The 16,304-nt window shown below is 70.5% G+C and carries 12 protein-coding genes; 9 read left to right on the plus strand and 3 right to left on the minus strand.

The genetic code is table 11. From position 1 onward, the window contains the following. Positions 1-161 precede the first annotated feature (161 nt). Positions 162-4,112: a type VII secretion protein EccCa gene (gene eccCa / locus AB0435_RS22280; protein WP_366427783.1), complete on the minus strand. Its 3,951-nt coding sequence runs from the start codon at positions 4,110-4,112 to the stop codon at positions 162-164. Between the two features lie 131 nt (positions 4,113-4,243). Here eccCa and eccD point away from each other — a divergent pair, with 131 nt between their 5' ends. From eccD to AB0435_RS22310, 6 genes are all read left to right on the plus strand, one after another. After that, complete coding sequence (gene eccD / locus AB0435_RS22285; RefSeq protein ID WP_366427784.1) at positions 4,244-5,713, plus strand: type VII secretion integral membrane protein EccD; 1,470 nt, start codon at positions 4,244-4,246, stop codon at positions 5,711-5,713. 206 nt (positions 5,714-5,919) lie between these two features. Next, positions 5,920-6,207 (plus strand): 30S ribosomal protein S15, encoded by a 288-nt coding sequence (gene rpsO / locus AB0435_RS22290; protein ID WP_045934183.1) that lies wholly within the window; start codon positions 5,920-5,922, stop codon positions 6,205-6,207. A gap of 255 nt (positions 6,208-6,462) precedes the next feature. Then, entirely contained in the window at positions 6,463-8,679 is a 2,217-nt protein-coding gene (locus AB0435_RS22295) for a polyribonucleotide nucleotidyltransferase (RefSeq protein ID WP_366007575.1), read from the plus strand. Next, positions 8,676-10,055 (plus strand): pitrilysin family protein, encoded by a 1,380-nt coding sequence (locus AB0435_RS22300; RefSeq protein WP_366007574.1) that lies wholly within the window; start codon positions 8,676-8,678, stop codon positions 10,053-10,055. Before AB0435_RS22295 ends, AB0435_RS22300 begins: the two co-directional genes overlap by 4 nt. A gap of 35 nt (positions 10,056-10,090) precedes the next feature. Beyond that, positions 10,091-10,843 (plus strand): 4-hydroxy-tetrahydrodipicolinate reductase, encoded by a 753-nt coding sequence (gene dapB / locus AB0435_RS22305; protein WP_366007573.1) that lies wholly within the window; start codon positions 10,091-10,093, stop codon positions 10,841-10,843. Positions 10,844-10,848: 5 nt separating this feature from the next. Beyond that, positions 10,849-11,307 (plus strand): hypothetical protein, encoded by a 459-nt coding sequence (locus AB0435_RS22310; protein WP_116214199.1) that lies wholly within the window; start codon positions 10,849-10,851, stop codon positions 11,305-11,307. A 200-nt stretch (positions 11,308-11,507) separates the two neighbouring features. Here AB0435_RS22310 and AB0435_RS22315 read toward each other — a convergent pair whose 3' ends face one another. Together AB0435_RS22315 and AB0435_RS22320 are read right to left on the minus strand one after the other, a co-directional pair. After that, entirely contained in the window at positions 11,508-11,792 is a 285-nt protein-coding gene (locus AB0435_RS22315; protein WP_366007572.1) for a hypothetical protein, read from the minus strand. A gap of 79 nt (positions 11,793-11,871) precedes the next feature. Next, entirely contained in the window at positions 11,872-12,114 is a 243-nt protein-coding gene (locus AB0435_RS22320; RefSeq protein ID WP_366007571.1) for a hypothetical protein, read from the minus strand. A 218-nt stretch (positions 12,115-12,332) separates the two neighbouring features. On the opposite strand from AB0435_RS22320, the gene thyX reads away from it, so the two are divergent. The 3 genes from thyX to AB0435_RS22335 all read left to right on the plus strand — a co-directional run bounded on the left by thyX (position 12,333) and on the right by AB0435_RS22335 (position 16,011). Further along, a complete protein-coding gene (gene thyX / locus AB0435_RS22325) occupies positions 12,333-13,073 on the plus strand; it encodes an FAD-dependent thymidylate synthase (protein WP_366007570.1) in 741 nt (246 codons plus the stop codon). Positions 13,074-13,291: 218 nt separating this feature from the next. Beyond that, complete coding sequence (gene dapA, locus AB0435_RS22330; RefSeq protein ID WP_366007569.1) at positions 13,292-14,191, plus strand: 4-hydroxy-tetrahydrodipicolinate synthase; 900 nt, start codon at positions 13,292-13,294, stop codon at positions 14,189-14,191. 134 nt (positions 14,192-14,325) lie between these two features. After that, the gene (locus tag AB0435_RS22335) at positions 14,326-16,011 is read left to right on the plus strand and encodes a ribonuclease J (RefSeq protein ID WP_366007568.1); all 1,686 of its coding nucleotides are present in this window, start codon (positions 14,326-14,328) and stop codon (positions 16,009-16,011) included. The last annotated feature ends 293 nt before the right edge of the window (positions 16,012-16,304 follow it).

Below are 16,304 nucleotides of genomic sequence, written 5' to 3' on the forward strand. Positions count from 1 at the left end.
ATGCTCCGGCACACCCTGTTCTCGATCTCTTGGCGCGCTTCTTCCGGTACGCAGCGCTCGGTGCACGACGCACCAGGTACGACCGCGACCCTACGTACGGGAATCGCGAGGGGGCATGAGTACGCGTACTCATGCCCCCGCACCGGCCAACAGCCCGCCGCCTACTCCTCCGGCAGCCACCCCACCTGCACCAGCGGAGCCCCCCTCTTGCGGGAGACGAAGTAGCCGCGGCCCGGCGGCATCGGGCGCGGGCGTACGCCGCCGAGGAGGTCGCCCTCGCCGGGGTCGCCGGACAGGACGACTCCCTGCGCGCCGAGTTCCTTCACGCGCTGCATGAAGGACTCGAACATCGAGCGGGACGCGCCGGCGGAGCTGCGGGCGATGATGAAGCGGATGCCGACGTCGCGGGCGAAGGGGAGGTTCTCGGTCAGGACGGACAGGGGATTTCCGCTGCTGGTCGAGACGAGTTCGTAGTCGTCGACGATGACGAAGAACCGCGGGCCCGACCACCAGCTCCGGTCGCGCAGTTGCTGCGGGGTGATGTCGGGCTGCGGAGCGCGCCGTTCCATCAGGCCGTTGAGGGCGTTCGCGTGCACGGCCAGCGCCGAGGCGAGCGGCGCGTACTCCAGCAGGTGGGTGTCGGGGATGACGTCGAGGAGGGTGCGGCGGAAGTCGCCGACCACGATCTTCGCCTCCTCCGGCGCGTAGCGCTCGGTGATCTGCTTGGCCAGCAGCCGCAGCAGCGCCGTCTTGCCCGATTCGCTCTCGCCGAACACGAGGAAGAACGGGTCGGTCTCGAAGTCGACGTAGACCGGCTCCAGATTGGTCTCGTCGATACCGATGGCGACGCCCTGCTGCGGATTCTCGAAGCCCTTGGGGAGCTCGTCGGCGCGCAGCTTGCGGGGGAGGAGCCGGACCCCGGGAGCGTGGGGCCCGGTCCATGCCTCGTCGACGGCGCGGACCAGCTCGGCGGTCGCGTCCGTCAGGGTCTCGGGGTCGCTGTCGGCGTCGATCCGCGGCAGTCCGGCCATGAAATGGAGCTTTTCCGGGAGTTGGCCACGGCCGGGCACCCCGGCGGGGACGTTCGCCGCGACCTTACGGTCGAATTCCGAGTCCATGGTGTCACCGAGCCGCAGTTCCAGCCGGTTCAGGAGCTGGTCCTTGAGCGATGCACGGACCTCCATGTTGCGGGAGGCGGTCACGACGACATGGATTCCGTATCCGAGACCCCGTCCCGCGATATCGGTGACGACGCCTTCCAGCATGTCGTATTCCTGCTTGAAATTGCCCCAGCCGTCGACGATGAGGAAGACGTCGCCCCACGGCTGGTCGGAGAATCCGCCCGCCGCCCGCTGCCGTCGGTATGTCGTGATCGAGTCGATGCCCTGGGCCCGGAAATACTCCTCGCGCCGGGCCAGGATGCCCGCCACCTCGGCGACCGTACGGCGCACGCGCTCCGGGTCGAGCCGGGACGCGACCCCGCCGACGTGCGGCAGGCCCGCGACGGCGCTCATGCCGCCACCGCCGAAATCGAGGCCGTAGAACTGCACCTCGGCGGGCGTATGGGTCAGCGCGAAGGACGCCACCAGCGTCCGCATGAGCGTGGACTTGCCCGACTGGGGGCCACCGACGACGAGCATGTTGCCGGCCGCGCCCGAGAAGTCGCGGTGCAGGACGTCGCGCCGCTGCTCGAAGGGCTTGTCGATGAGACCGATGGGGACGACGAGACGGCCGAGGCGGCCGTGCCCGGGGGCGGTCAGCCCGCGCCCCTCCACCGTGGACAGCGGCGGCAGCAGCTCGTCCAGGGAAGCCGCCCGGTCCAGCGGCGGCAGCCACACCTGGTGAGCGGGCGGCCCCTGGCCCTCGATCCGCCGGACGACGACGTCCAGGACCGTCTCGGCCTGCGGTTCCTCGCCCGTGCGGACCGCGGGTCCGATCGCGGGCTCGGGCGCGGTGTACGTGACCGGCACGGGATCGGCGGTGAAGAGCACGGGGCGGCGCTCGATGGGCAGAACGCTCCCCCCGGCGCCCGCGGCCGGAGCCGTGCGGTACGGGCCGGAGACGTACGCCGCCTTGAACCGCGTCATCTCGTCCGTGCCGAACTTCAGATAGCCCGACCCCGGCACGGACGGCAGGTGGTAGGCGTCGGGCACGCCCAGCGCCGTACGCGACTCGGCCGCCGAGAACGTCCGCAGGCCGATGCGGTACGACAGATAGGTCTCCAGGCCACGCAGCCGGCCCTCCTCCAGGCGCTGCGACGCCAGCAGCAGGTGCACCCCCAGCGAACGGCCGATGCGGCCGATCTGGATGAACATGTCGATGAAATCCGGCTTGGCCGTCAACAGCTCGCTGAATTCGTCGATCACCAGGACGAGTGAAGACAGCGGCTCCAGCGCCGCACCGGCCGCGCGCGCCTTCTCGTAGTCGTGCATGTTGGCGTAGTTGCCCGCCGAGCGCAGCAGCTCCTGGCGCCGCTGGAGCTCCCCGGTGATCGAGTCGCGCATGCGGTCGACCAGCGTCAGGTCGTCCGCCAGGTTGGTGATCACGGCCGCCACGTGCGGCAGCGCCGACATGCCCGCGAAGGTCGCACCGCCCTTGAAGTCCGCGAGGACGAAGTTCAGGGTCTCCGAGGAGTGCGTCACCGCGAGCCCCAGGACCAGCGTGCGCAGCAGCTCCGACTTGCCGGAACCCGTCGCGCCGACGCACAGCCCGTGCGGGCCCATGCCGTCCTGCGCGGCCTCCTTCATGTCGAGCATCACCGGCGTGCCGTCCTCGCTGACGCCGATCGGCACCCGCAGCCGCTCCGCCGAGGACCGCGGCCGCCAGGTGCGCGCCACGTCCACCGAGCCCGCGTCGCCCAGCCCCAGCAGGTCCGTGAAGTCGAGATTGGCGAGCAGCGGCTCGTCGCCGTCACCCCCGCCCATGCGCAGCGGCGCGAGCTGCCGCGCGAGCGCCTCCGCCGCCTCCATGGACAGCGTGTCCGGTACGCCGTCGTACGCCGCGACCTGCGACAGCAGCTGCAATTCGCCGGGCTCCACCACGACGGACAGCCCGCCCCGCGGCTCCCCGAGATCCCCCGGCACCACCTCGACGATGGTCACGCCCTGCAGCCCCTCGGGCGCCGCGAAGACCGACTCGGCCGGCACCGTACCGCCGTCGAGGACGAGCACCACGTGCGGCTGGTCGAGCACCGGCTGCCCGTCCCGGCTGAAGCGCGTGCGCCCCTCCAGCCGGGGCCGCAGCAAATCCTCCAGCTCGCCGAGCTCGTCACCGATCAGCCGGCGCGCGCCGGCCCCGTCGACCGCGCCCGGCACCTGCACGTGCGGCAGCCACTTCGTCCATTCCCAGTACGACGCCGCCCCGCGCGCCGCGACCACCGCGACCACCAGGTCGTCCGGCGAGTGCAGCGTCACCAGCTGCGCGACGAGCGCGCGGGCCGTCCCGTGCACCGTCTCCGGGTCGCCGGAGAGCGTCACGTGGTAGAAGGCGCGCAGCGACAGCGCCATCGGCATGCCGTCCAACGACCCGTGCGTGGCCAGGAACTGCTGCATCGCCCCCGTCGTCAACGGCTCCAGGTCGTCTATCGGAGCGGTCTCCGGGGCCACCAGCGGCGTCGCGAGCTGCTGCGCCCCCAGCCCGAGACGGACCTGCCCGAAGTCGTCGTCGCCCGCCCGCCGCTCCCACAGCCGGGTGCCCTCCGCGACGACCGACCACAGCTGGTCGGGGGAGGGGTGCAGATAGAACTGCGCGTCCCGCTGCGCCTGCGCCGTCCGGCGCACGGTCCGCCGCGTCTGCGCGAGGTATTTGAGGTAGTCCCGGCGCATGTCCGCGGTCTGCCCCTGGGAGCCCTGACGGTGCCTCACGACCATCGCGATCGTCATGCCCAGCGTCGAGCACATCATCATGACGCCCATGATCTTCATCATGGGAGCGGCGCCCGGCATGAAGAAATAGACCATCGACGAGGCCATGCCCACCGTCGGCAACAGCTGCATCAGCACACTGTCCTGACGCCCCCGCGGCAGCTCTGGCGGCGCCTCCAGCCGGATCTCCTCACCGGGCACGTCCGGCGGCAGACTCCGGGGCGGGCGATGGACGACGACCTGGCTCACCGGATGCCTCAACCCCTCCAGGCGGTGAGGAATCTCCGCGCGGCACCCCTCCGGCGCCGGCCTCCCCTCCGCGGAACGGCGATCCTATCGACGTGCGCCGACGGGCTCCCGATAGGGTGGCCGCCGCGCGTATGCATGAGCGAAGGAGCAGGGGGCCCCGACAGGTGAGTACGTCCACTGGGACAGGTTTCTGCCGGGTGACCGTGGTCGCTCCCGACAGCCGGATCGACGTCGCGCTGCCGGACGACATCGCGGTCGCCGACGTCTACCCGGAGATCCTGCGCCTCACCGGCCAGACCCAGCCGGCCGGCACCCCCACCGGCTACCACCTCGTACGCCGCGACGGCACGGTCCTCGACGGCGCCCGCTCGCTGGCCGCCCACCGGGTCCTCGACGGCGAGCTGCTCTCGCTGCGGCCCTTCGCGGAGTCCCTGCCGCCCGCCGTGCACGACGACGTGACGGACGCCGTGGCCGCCGCGGTCACCCGCGACCGGACCCTGTGGAACGATCAGCTCCTGCGCGCCGCCGGGCTGTTCGGCGGCGCCCTGCTGCTCGCCCTGATGGCCTTCGCCCTGTGGTTCGCCGACCCCGTCCGGCACGACATGCACGGCACCCCCGGCGCCGTCGCGGCCGCCGCCGGAGTGCTGCTGGCAGCGCTCGCGGGCGTACGGGCGCGGGTCTACGGCGACCGCGCCTGCGCCGTCGCCCTGGGGCTCGCGGCCCTGCCGCACCTGATGATCGCGGGCTCCGGGATCCTCGCGCCCGACGCGGGGCAGGGCGCCGGGCGACTGCAGTTCCTGCTCGGCTGCGCGGCCGTCCTCGTCGCCTCCGCGGCCCTCGTCGCCACCGTGCCCACGGGCGACGCGCCCTTCGTGGCCGCCCTCGCCGCAGCGGCCACCGGCACCCTCGCCGCCTTCGGCCTGGTCCTCGGCGGCGGGGGACCGGCGGACGCCGCCGCCGTCTGCGGCGTCGTCGCGATCGGCGCCATCGCCTTCCTGCCGGGCCTCTCCGCCCGCGTCGCCCGGCTGCCCATCGGCTACGCGGCCCCCCACTCCGCGTCCGGCGACCTCGACCCGGCCGCCCGCACCGCCGCCGACCCCGTGGACGCCGAGCGCGTCGCCGACCGGGTCCGCCGCGGCCACGAACTGCTCCTCGGCCTCGTCGGCGGCTGCGCGGCCGTCGTCACCGCCTCCGCCGCCGTCCTCGCCTTCTCGGCCGACGGCGGCCCCTGGGCCCGCCTCCTGGCCCTGGCCGCCGGACTCACGATGCTGCTGCGCGCCCGCCTCTTCCGCTACACCGCACAGGTCACCGCCGTCCTGGCCGCCGGGCTCGCCGCCCTGGCCCTGCTGGTCCTCGGCATGTCCCTGAACCCGCCCGCCGGCGGCTCCACCGACGTCCGCACGGTCTGGCTCGCCGCCGCTGTCACGCTCGGCGGCGGCCTGCTCACCGCCGTCGCCCTGATCGTCCCCCGCAAGGGTCTGTCACCCTTTTGGGGGCGCGTCTCCGACATCTCCGAGAGCGCGCTCCTCCTCGCCCTCGTGCCGCTCGCCCTCGCGGTCCTCGGCATGTACGGGACGGCCCGCGGCCTCTCGGCGGGCTGACGGGCCCCGCAGCGGCCCCGGAGCGGGGCCCGGGAGCCGGGGCTGGTACTGTGTGCAGTGGCCGTTTGTGTACGCGCCTCCGGACCGCCCTGCGGGGCTTCTGGGGACAGCGCCCAGCGGACCCCGCCTCCCGAGTAACGGAAGCTCCCCTGAGACCAAGACCAGGGGCACTCGGCGGCTGAAAACGAGAATTTCAAGGAGTACGCGTGTCGCTCGACGCCGCTACGAAGAAGCAGATCATGGCCGAGTTCGCCACCAAGGAGGGCGACACCGGCTCCCCCGAGGTCCAGGTCGCGATGCTCACCCGTCGCATCTCGGACCTGACGGAGCACCTCAAGCAGCACAAGCACGACCACCACTCGCGTCGTGGCCTGCTGCTGCTGGTCGGCCAGCGCCGCCGCCTGCTCCAGTACCTGGCCAAGAAGGACATCACGCGCTTCCGCGCCCTGGTGGAGCGCCTCGGCATCCGCCGCGGTGCCGCGGGCGCCAAGTAAGACATCGTGAAGGGAGCGGTTCCCACCTCTGGGGGCCGCTCCCTTTGCGTATCTCGTGGGACGCTGAAGCTTTGTAGTCTGGTCCCACGACGCAAAACCGTGCAGAGGAGGAGCGCTCCGCTCGCCGCCGGTCCTCGGTAGTGGCCCCCGGATCAGGGAAATCCGGGTGCTTCGATCGAAGACCGGCCAGCCGACGCGCACCTCCACCCACGTCCCCGCCACACGGGCGAGGACGCAGACGAGGAGATATTCCTGGTGGAGAACGAGACCCACTACGCCGAAGCCGTCATCGACAACGGCACCTTCGGTACCCGCACCATCCGCTTCGAGACGGGCCGCCTGGCCAAGCAGGCCGCCGGTTCCGCCGTGGCGTACCTGGACGACGACACCATGGTGATGTCGGCGACCACCGCTTCCAAGAAGCCCAAGGACCAGCTCGACTTCTTCCCCCTGACGGTGGACGTCGAGGAGCGGATGTACGCGGCCGGCAAGATCCCCGGCTCCTTCTTCCGCCGCGAGGGCCGGCCCTCCGAGGACGCGGTCCTCACCTGCCGCCTGATCGACCGCCCGCTGCGCCCCTCCTTCAAGAAGGGCCTGCGCAACGAGATCCAGATCGTCGAGACGATCATGGCGCTCAACCCCGACCACCTCTACGACGTGGTCGCCATCAACGCCGCCTCCTGCTCCACGCAGCTCGCCGGCCTGCCCTTCTCCGGTCCGATCGGCGCCACCCGCGTCGCTCTGATCAAGGGCCAGTGGGTCGCGTTCCCGACCCACACCGAGCTCGAGGACGCCGTCTTCGACATGGTCGTGGCCGGCCGCGCCCTGGAGGACGGCGACGTCGCGATCATGATGGTCGAGGCCGAGGCCACCGAGAAGACCATCCAGCTGGTCAAGGACGGCGCCGACGCCCCCACCGAGGAGGTCGTCGCCGCCGGTCTCGAGGCCGCGAAGCCCTTCATCAAGGTGCTGTGCCGCGCCCAGTCCGAGCTCGCCGCCAAGGCCGCCAAGCCCGAGGGCGAGTTCCCGGTCTTCCTGGACTACCAGGACGACGTCCTGGCCGCCCTGACCAAGGCCGTCCGTGACGAGCTCGCGCAGGCGCTCACCATCGCCGGCAAGCAGGAGCGCGAGACCGAGATCGACCGCGTCAAGGAGATCGCCGCCGAGAAGCTGCTCCCGCAGTTCGAGGGCCGCGAGAAGGAGATCTCCGCCGCGTACCGCTCGCTGACGAAGGCCCTGGTCCGTGAGCGCGTCATCAAGGAGCGCAAGCGCATCGACGGCCGTGGCGTGACGGACATCCGTACGCTCGCCGCCGAGGTCGAGGCCATCCCGCGCGTGCACGGCTCGGCGCTGTTCGAGCGTGGCGAGACCCAGATCCTGGGCGTCACCACCCTCAACATGCTCCGCATGGAGCAGCAGCTGGACACCCTCTCCCCGGTGACCCGCAAGCGCTACATGCACAACTACAACTTCCCGCCGTACTCCGTCGGCGAGACCGGCCGCGTCGGTTCGCCGAAGCGCCGCGAGATCGGCCACGGCGCCCTGGCCGAGCGGGCCATCGTGCCCGTGCTGCCGACGCGCGAGGAGTTCCCGTACGCCATCCGCCAGGTCTCCGAGGCGCTCGGCTCCAACGGCTCGACCTCCATGGGCTCGGTCTGCGCCTCCACCATGTCGCTGCTGAACGCCGGTGTGCCGCTGAAGGCCCCCGTCGCCGGTATCGCCATGGGCCTGATCTCCGAGGAGATCGACGGCAAGACGCACTACGTCGCCCTCACCGACATCCTCGGTGCGGAGGACGCGTTCGGTGACATGGACTTCAAGGTCGCCGGTACGAAGGAGTTCGTCACCGCACTCCAGCTCGACACCAAGCTGGACGGCATCCCGGCCTCCGTCCTGGCCGCGGCCCTCAAGCAGGCCCGCGACGCCCGTCTGCACATCCTCGATGTGATGATGGAGGCCATCGACACGCCGGACGAGATGTCCCCGAACGCCCCGCGGATCATCACCGTCAAGATCCCCGTGGACAAGATCGGTGAGGTCATCGGCCCCAAGGGCAAGATGATCAACCAGATCCAGGAGGACACCGGCGCCGAGATCACGATCGAGGACGACGGCACCATCTACATCGGTGCCGCGGACGGCCCGGCCGCCGAGGCCGCCCGCGCCACGATCAACGGCATCGCCAACCCGACCATGCCGGAGGTCGGCGAGCGCTACCTGGGCACGGTCGTCAAGACCACCACCTTCGGTGCCTTCGTCTCGCTCATGCCGGGCAAGGACGGCCTGCTGCACATCTCGCAGATCCGCAAGCTCGCCGGTGGCAAGCGCGTGGAGAACGTCGAGGACGTGCTCGGCGTCGGTGCCAAGGTCCAGGTCGAGATCGCCGAGATCGACCAGCGCGGCAAGCTCTCGCTGATCCCGGTCATCGAGGGCGAGGACGGCGACGACGCTAAGGACGAGTCCGCCAAGTGACGTCCCGTAGTACACGGAAGACGGCCCGCACCTCTTCGGAGGGGCGGGCCGTCGCCCGTACCCAAACGCTTCTCAAGGGCGAGCACGGCATCGGCACGGTCCGCCGCACCACCCTTCCCGGTGGTCTGCGCATCGTCACCGAGACCCTGCCGTCCGTCCGCTCCGCGACCTTCGGCATCTGGGCCAACGTCGGTTCCCGCGACGAGACCCCGACGCTGAACGGCGCCACCCACTATCTGGAGCACCTGCTCTTCAAGGGCACCTCCAAGCGCAGCGCGCTGGACATCTCCTCCGCCATCGACGCGGTCGGCGGTGAGATGAACGCGTTCACGGCGAAGGAGTACACCTGCTACTACGCCCGTGTCCTCGACACCGACCTGCCGCTGGCCATCGACGTCGTCTGTGACATGCTCACGGGCTCGCTCATCGACGCCGCCGACGTCGATGCCGAGCGCGGTGTGATCCTCGAAGAGATCGCGATGACCGAGGACGACCCCGGCGACTGCGTGCACGACCTGTTCGCGCACACGATGCTGGGCGACACTCCCCTCGGCCGTCCGGTCCTCGGCACCGTCGACACCATCAACGCCCTCGGCCGCGACCAGATCGCGCGCTTCTACAAGAAGCACTACGACCCGACCCACCTGGTCGTGGCCGCGGCGGGCAACGTCGACCACGCCAAGGTCGTCCGCCAGGTGCGGGCCGCCTTCGAGAAGGCCGGCGCGCTCGGCCGCACGGACGCGACCCCGGTCGCCCCGCGCGCGGGCGCCCGTACGATCCGCACCGCCGGCCGCGTCGAGCTGCTCGGCCGCAGGACCGAGCAGGCGCACGTCGTCCTCGGCATGCCCGGCCTGGCCCGCACCGACGACCGCCGCTGGGCGCTCGGCGTGCTCAACACCGCCCTCGGCGGCGGCATGAGCTCGCGGCTCTTCCAGGAGGTCCGGGAGAAGCGCGGACTCGCCTATTCCGTCTACTCCTACACCTCGGGCTTCGCCGACTGCGGTCTCTTCGGCGTCTACGCCGGCTGCCGCCCGAGCCAGGTCCACGACGTCCTCAAGATCTGCCGCGACGAGCTCGACAAGGTCGCGTCGGACGGTCTGACGGACGAGGAGATCACCCGCGCCGTCGGGCAGCTCTCCGGCTCCACGGTCCTGGGCCTGGAGGACACCGGCGCGCTGATGAACCGCATCGGCAAGAGCGAGCTGTGCTGGGGCGACCAGATGTCGGTCGACGACATGCTGGCCCGCATCTCGGCCGTCACCCCGGACGAGGTCCGCTCGGTGGCCCGCGATGTACTGGGGCAGCGTCCTTCGCTGTCCGTCATCGGCCCGCTGAAGGACAAGCAGGCGGCCAAGCTCGACGAAGCCGTGGCCTGAGCAGTCTCCGAGCCCGAGAGAAGGAAGCACCAAGGATGAGCAAGCTGCGCGTGGCGGTCATCGGCGCCCACGGCCGTATCGGCTCCGAGGCCGTACGGGCCGTGACGGCCGCCGAGGACATGGAACTGGTGGCCGCGCTGGGCCGGGGCGACAAGCTGGAGACGCTGACCGAGGCGGGAGCCCAGGTCGTGGTCGAGCTGACCCACCCCGACTCGGTGATGGACAACCTCGAGTTCTGCGTCGCCAACGGCATCCACGGCGTCGTCGGCACGACCGGCTGGACCGAGGACCGCCTCGCGCGGCTGACCGGCTGGCTCGACGCCAAGCCGGGCACCGGAGTGCTCATCGCGCCCAACTTCTCCATCGGCGCCGTGCTCACCATGACCTTCGCCCGGCAGGCGGCCCGTTTCTTCGAGTCCGTCGAGGTCGTCGAGCTGCACCACCCGAACAAGGCGGACGCCCCCTCCGGCACCGCCACCCGCACCGCCCAGCTGATCGCCGAGGCCCGCCGGGAAGCGGGCTGCGCCCCGCAGCCCGACGCCACGACGACGGCCCTGGAGGGCGCGCGCGGCGCGGACGTCGACGGGGTGCCGGTGCACGCCGTACGGCTGCGCGGCCTGCTGGCCCACCAGGAGGTGCTGTTCGGTGACACCGGCGAGACGCTCACCATCCGGCACGACTCGCTGCACCACAGCTGCTTCATGCCGGGCATCCTGCTGGGCGCGCGGCGCGTCGTGAGCACGCCGGGGCTGACGTTCGGCCTGGAAAACTTCCTGGATCTGGGCTGAGCACCGTGCGCGCGAAGATCGTCTATTTCGCTCTGGCCGCCGTCCTGGTCGTCTACTTCGTCCTGGTCGGCAGCCGTGGCGTCATGCTCATCCAGCAGGGCACGGCCATCACCGTCACCTTCGGTGCCGCGGTGCTGGTGCTGCCGTTCATCGGTGCCTGGTTCCTCTACCAGACCACCAAATTCGCGCGGGACGCCAACCGGCTGGCACGGGAACTGGAGGCCGAGGGCGGCCTCCCCGTCGACGAGCTCGTCCGCACGCCGAGCGGTCGCATCGACCGCGACTCGGCGGACGAGGTCTTCGCCCGCCGCCAGGCGGAGACGGAGGACGCCCCCGGCGACTGGCGCACGTGGTTCCGCCTCGCGGTGGCCTACCACGACGCCCGAGACACACCGCGCGCCCGCAAGGCGATGCAGCGGGCGATCGCCCTGCACGACGGCAGACCGGTACGCACGGACGCGTGAGCCGAAGCTTCTCCGTTGAGGACAGCGCGTGAAGTGTGTTGCGGGGGTCTGGGGGCTTGCCCCCAGTTTCGGGAAGGGGCGGGTAGGGGAAAAGCCCGCCGCAGGCGCCAACCGACCCGCAGACAAGCGGCCCGGGGCGCAGCCCCCACGCGGCGGAGCCGCAGATCAGACGCGGCCGGGAAAGGGCGGGGCCGGGGAAATCAGCCCCGCGACCCCACCCGCACCAGCCGCAGCGCCGCCGCGATCACGACGGCGGCGACGGCCACGCAGACCCCGCCGACCAGCAGCGAGCCGGCCAGCACGATGATCAGCGCGGAGAAGAGCAGATACGCGGCGAGGAGCAGCAGCAGGGCGGCGCCGCCCACCTGCCAGGAGCCGGGCCGGCCGGCACGGCGCCCGAGCGGGGCTTCCTCGTGCGGCAGGGGCTCGGCGGCGGTCGTGACGGGGGCACCGTCGCGGGCGGCTGTCAAAAAGGGCAGGGGCATTGGGCGAGGCTATCGATGCGCGAGAGGTCCGGCCACGTCAGGGTGGCCGGACCTCGGTCGTGTCGCTGAGCGGCGCGCGTCAGCGGCTGTCCTTCGCCTCCGACTGCTGCGTGTGGTGCGTGCTCTGCGCGCCTGTCTGGAGCGAGGGCATTCCGAACAACAGCGCCCCCACGAGACCCGCCGCGACCGTCAGCCCCACGAGCGCACGACCGGCTATCTGCGAGCGGCTCGCGCGGTCTCGGGGCGGCGGCGTGACGTTGCTGCGGTAACGCTCTGCCTCGGCGACAAAGGCGAACGGCACGGGCTCTCGCCGGCGGAACATGAAGCGCTCTCCTAGGAAGCTCGAGTGTGTGCTGTCAGTGCTGTCACACATAAGGACGTTCGAATCGCGTCGGTGGTGCCCGTTTTCTGCAACTTCTGTGAAAAATCTCAACCGGGGCCACCGCGTTCCCCGTGGCCCCGCTCTGTCGGAGCCCGAGTGTCAGTGGTGGCCCGTAGGCTGGGCGCCGCCCCAGCAACGCGATTGGAAGGACCCCGCCGGTGACCGACAGCCCCACCGAGAATGCCAAGCCCACATTCCGTGGCGATGTGACCGTCGAGCTGGTCAAGCACAGCGCCGCCGACTCCGACGTCCTGTGGGCGGCCCGCGTCTCCACCGCCGGTGAGCAGTCCCTGGAGGAGATCACCAAGGACCCCGAGCGGTCCAAGGGGCTCATCAACTACCTGATGCGGGACCGCCACGGCAGCCCCTTCGAGCACAACTCGATGACCTTCTTCATCAGCGCCCCGATCCTCGTCTTCCGCGAGTTCATGCGCCACCGCGTCGGCTGGTCGTACAACGAGGAGTCCGGCCGCTACCGCGAGCTCCAGCCCGTCTTCTACGTCCCGGGCGCGGACCGCAAGCTGGTCCAGGAGGGCCGTCCTGGCAAGTACGTCTTCGTCGAGGGCACCGAGGCGCAGCACGAGCTGACCACCCGCGCCATGGAGGACTCCTACCGCCAGGCGTACGAGGCCTATCAGGAGATGCTCGCCGCGGGCGTCGCCCGTGAGGTCGCCCGCTCGGTGCTGCCGGTCGGTCTCTTCTCCTCGATGTACGCCACGTGCAACGCCCGTTCGCTGATGCACTTCCTCGGGCTGCGCACCCAGCACGAGCAGGCGGCCGTCCCCTCCTTCCCGCAGCGGGAGATCGAGATGGTCGGCGAGAAGATGGAGGCGGAGTGGGCCAAGCTCATGCCGCTCACCTACGAGGCGTTCAACAAGAACGGCCGCGTCGCGCCGTAGCGCCGGTACGCGCCGTAGTGGGGGCACCGGACAGGGTGACGCTCGGGACCGCGTACGCACCGGTAGCAAAGGTGTCCGTATTGCGGCTTTTCGTTACCTTCATCTAGGCTGAACAAACGGACCCGGCACTGCTTGAACCCCCGAGCAGGCAGTGCCGGGATCCCTTTCCCACTCCCCGAGGGAGCACCTCACGGTGAGCAACGAGTAGCGTGGCCCCCATGGCTCCGACCTCCACACCGCAGACGCCCTTCGGGCGGGTCCTGACCGCCATGGTCACGCCCTTCACCGCAGATGGCGCCCTTGACCTCGAAGGTGCCCAGCGACTCGCCACGCACCTGGTGGACGCCGGCAATGACGGCCTTGTCGTCAACGGCACCACCGGCGAGTCCCCGACCACCAGCGATGCGGAGAAAGCGCAGCTCGTACGTGCCGTGGTCGAAGCGGTCGGAGACCGCGCCCACGTCGTCGCCGGAGCCGGCACCAACGACACCCAGCACAGCGTCGAGCTCGCCCGCGCCGCCGAGAAGGCGGGCGCCCACGGCCTGCTGGCCGTCACCCCGTACTACAACAAGCCCCCGCAAGAGGGCATCTTCCGGCACTTCACCGCGATCGCGGACGCCACCGGCCTCCCGGTGATGCTCTACGACATCCCCGGCCGCAGCGGTGTCCCGATCAACACCGAGACCATCGTCCGGCTGGCGGAGCACCCCCGGATCGTCGCGAACAAGGACGCCAAGGGCGACCTGGGCCGCGCCAGCTGGGCCATCGCCCGCTCGCGCCTCGCCTGGTACTCCGGCGACGACATGCTCAACCTGCCGCTGCTGTCCGTCGGCGCCGTCGGCTTCGTCTCCGTCGTCGGCCACCTCGTCACCCCCGACCTGCGCTCCTTGCTCGGCGCCTACCTCGAAGGTGACGTCGCGAAGGCGACCGCGATCCACCAGCAGCTGCTCCCGGTCTTCACCGGCATGTTCCGCACCCAGGGCGTGATCACCACCAAGGCCGCCCTCGCGCTGCAGGGCCTGCCCGCGGGCCCGCTGCGACTGCCGCTGGTGGAGCTCTCCGCCGAGGAGACGGAGCAGCTCAAGCGCGACCTCTCCGCCGGCGGGGTCGAGCTCTAGCGGCCGCAGGCGCCTCCGGGTGCCCGCCCACAGACTTCACAACTGAACATCGACAACACAACTGCAAGTGCACGAATGTCACGCGCGCCATGTGTCCCAGGAGGGCATGTGGCGTGCGTGGTGAGGAGAGTCTTTTGAGTCACCCGCATCCTGAACTCGGTCCCCCGCCGCAGCTGCCCGAGGGCGGCCTGCGCGTCACGCCCCTCGGCGGTCTCGGCGAGATCGGCCGCAACATGACCGTCTTCGAGTACGGCGGCCGCCTGCTGATCGTCGACTGCGGCGTGCTCTTCCCCGAGGAGGAGCAGCCCGGAGTCGACCTGATCCTGCCGGATTTCAGCTCGATCCGTGACCGTCTCGACGACATCGAAGGCATCGTGCTCACGCACGGCCACGAGGACCACATCGGCGGTGTCCCGTACCTGCTTCGCGAGAAGCCGGACATCCCGCTGATCGGCTCCAAGCTGACCCTCGCCCTGATCGAGGCGAAGCTCCAGGAGCACCGCATCCGCCCCTACACCCTGGAGGTCCAGGAGGGGCACCGGGAAGGCATCGGCCCGTTCGACTGCGAGTTCATCGCGGTCAACCACTCCATCCCGGACGCCCTCGCGGTCGCCATCCGCACCCCGGCCGGCATGGCCGTGCACACCGGCGACTTCAAGATGGACCAGCTCCCGCTGGACCGCCGCCTCACCGACCTGCCCGCCTTCGCGCGGCTCGGTGAGGAGGGCATCGACCTGCTGCTCGTGGACTCCACGAACGCCGAGGTCCCCGGCTTCGTCCCGCCCGAGCGCGACATCTCCAATGTGCTGCGCACGGTCTTCGCAGGCGCCCAGAAGCGCATCATCGTGGCCAGCTTCGCCAGCCACGTGCACCGCATCCAGCAGATCCTGGACGCCGCGCACGAGTACGGCCGCCGGGTCGCCTTCGTGGGCCGCTCCATGGTCCGCAACATGGGCATCGCCCGTGACCTGGGCTATCTGCGCGTCCCCGCGGGCCTGGTCGTCGACGTCAAGACGCTGGACGACCTGCCGGACGACGAGGTCGTGCTCGTCTGCACCGGTTCCCAGGGCGAGCCGATGGCCGCGCTGTCCCGGATGGCCAACCGCGATCACCAGATCCGGATCGTCCAGGGCGACACGGTCATCCTGGCCTCGTCCCTCATCCCGGGCAACGAGAACGCCGTCTACCGCGTGATCAACGGCCTGACCCGGTGGGGCGCCAACGTCGTCCACAAGGGCAACGCCAAGGTCCACGTCTCGGGTCACGCCTCCGCGGGCGAACTGCTGTACTTCTACAACATCTGCAAGCCCCGCAACCTCATGCCGGTCCACGGCGAGTGGCGCCACCTGCGGGCGAACGCGGAGCTCGGCGCCCTGACGGGCGTGCCGAAGAACCACATCGTGATCGCCGAGGACGGCGTCGTGGTGGACCTGGTGGACGGCTCGGCGAAGATCGTCGGCAAGGTCCAGGCCGGGTACGTGTACGTCGACGGCCTGTCGGTCGGCGATGTCACCGAGAGCTCGCTCAAGGACCGCCGCATCCTCGGCGACGAGGGCATCATCTCCGTCTTCCTTGTCGTGGACAGCACGACGGGCAAGCTGGTGAGCGGCCCGCAGATCCACGGACGCGGCTCGGGCATCGAGGACTCCACGTTCTCGGCGGTGGCGCCGAAGATCGAGGAAGCCATCGCCAAGTCCGCCTCCGACGGCGTGCTGGAGCCGCACCAGGTGCAGCAGCTCGTCCGCCGGACCGTGGGCAAGTGGGTGTCCGACACCTACCGCCGGCGCCCGATGATCCTCCCTGTGGTCGTCGAGGTCTGACGCACAATCAGCCGTACGGACGGCCGCCCCGGTCTCGATTTGCATCCGGGTGCGGCCGTCCAGTACGTTTACGGCTCCACCGCAGCGGGAACCCCCGAACGCCTTGTGCGTGAAGGATCGTTCCGCAGCGGATGGGAAAACCGACCCGGAGCGATCTGATAAAGTCGGTGAAGCCGGAAAGCGAAAAGCTGGAAGGCAAAACCCCGCTCCAACAGGGGGCCGGAAACGGAATTCGGACCGACTGCTTCTTCTGGAAGCGGGGGGCACGGAAAACGGATCTGGTAAGGTTGGAA

The organism is Streptomyces sp. NPDC051173 (genome assembly GCF_040689515.1).
Lineage (GTDB): Bacteria > Actinomycetota > Actinomycetes > Streptomycetales > Streptomycetaceae > Streptomyces.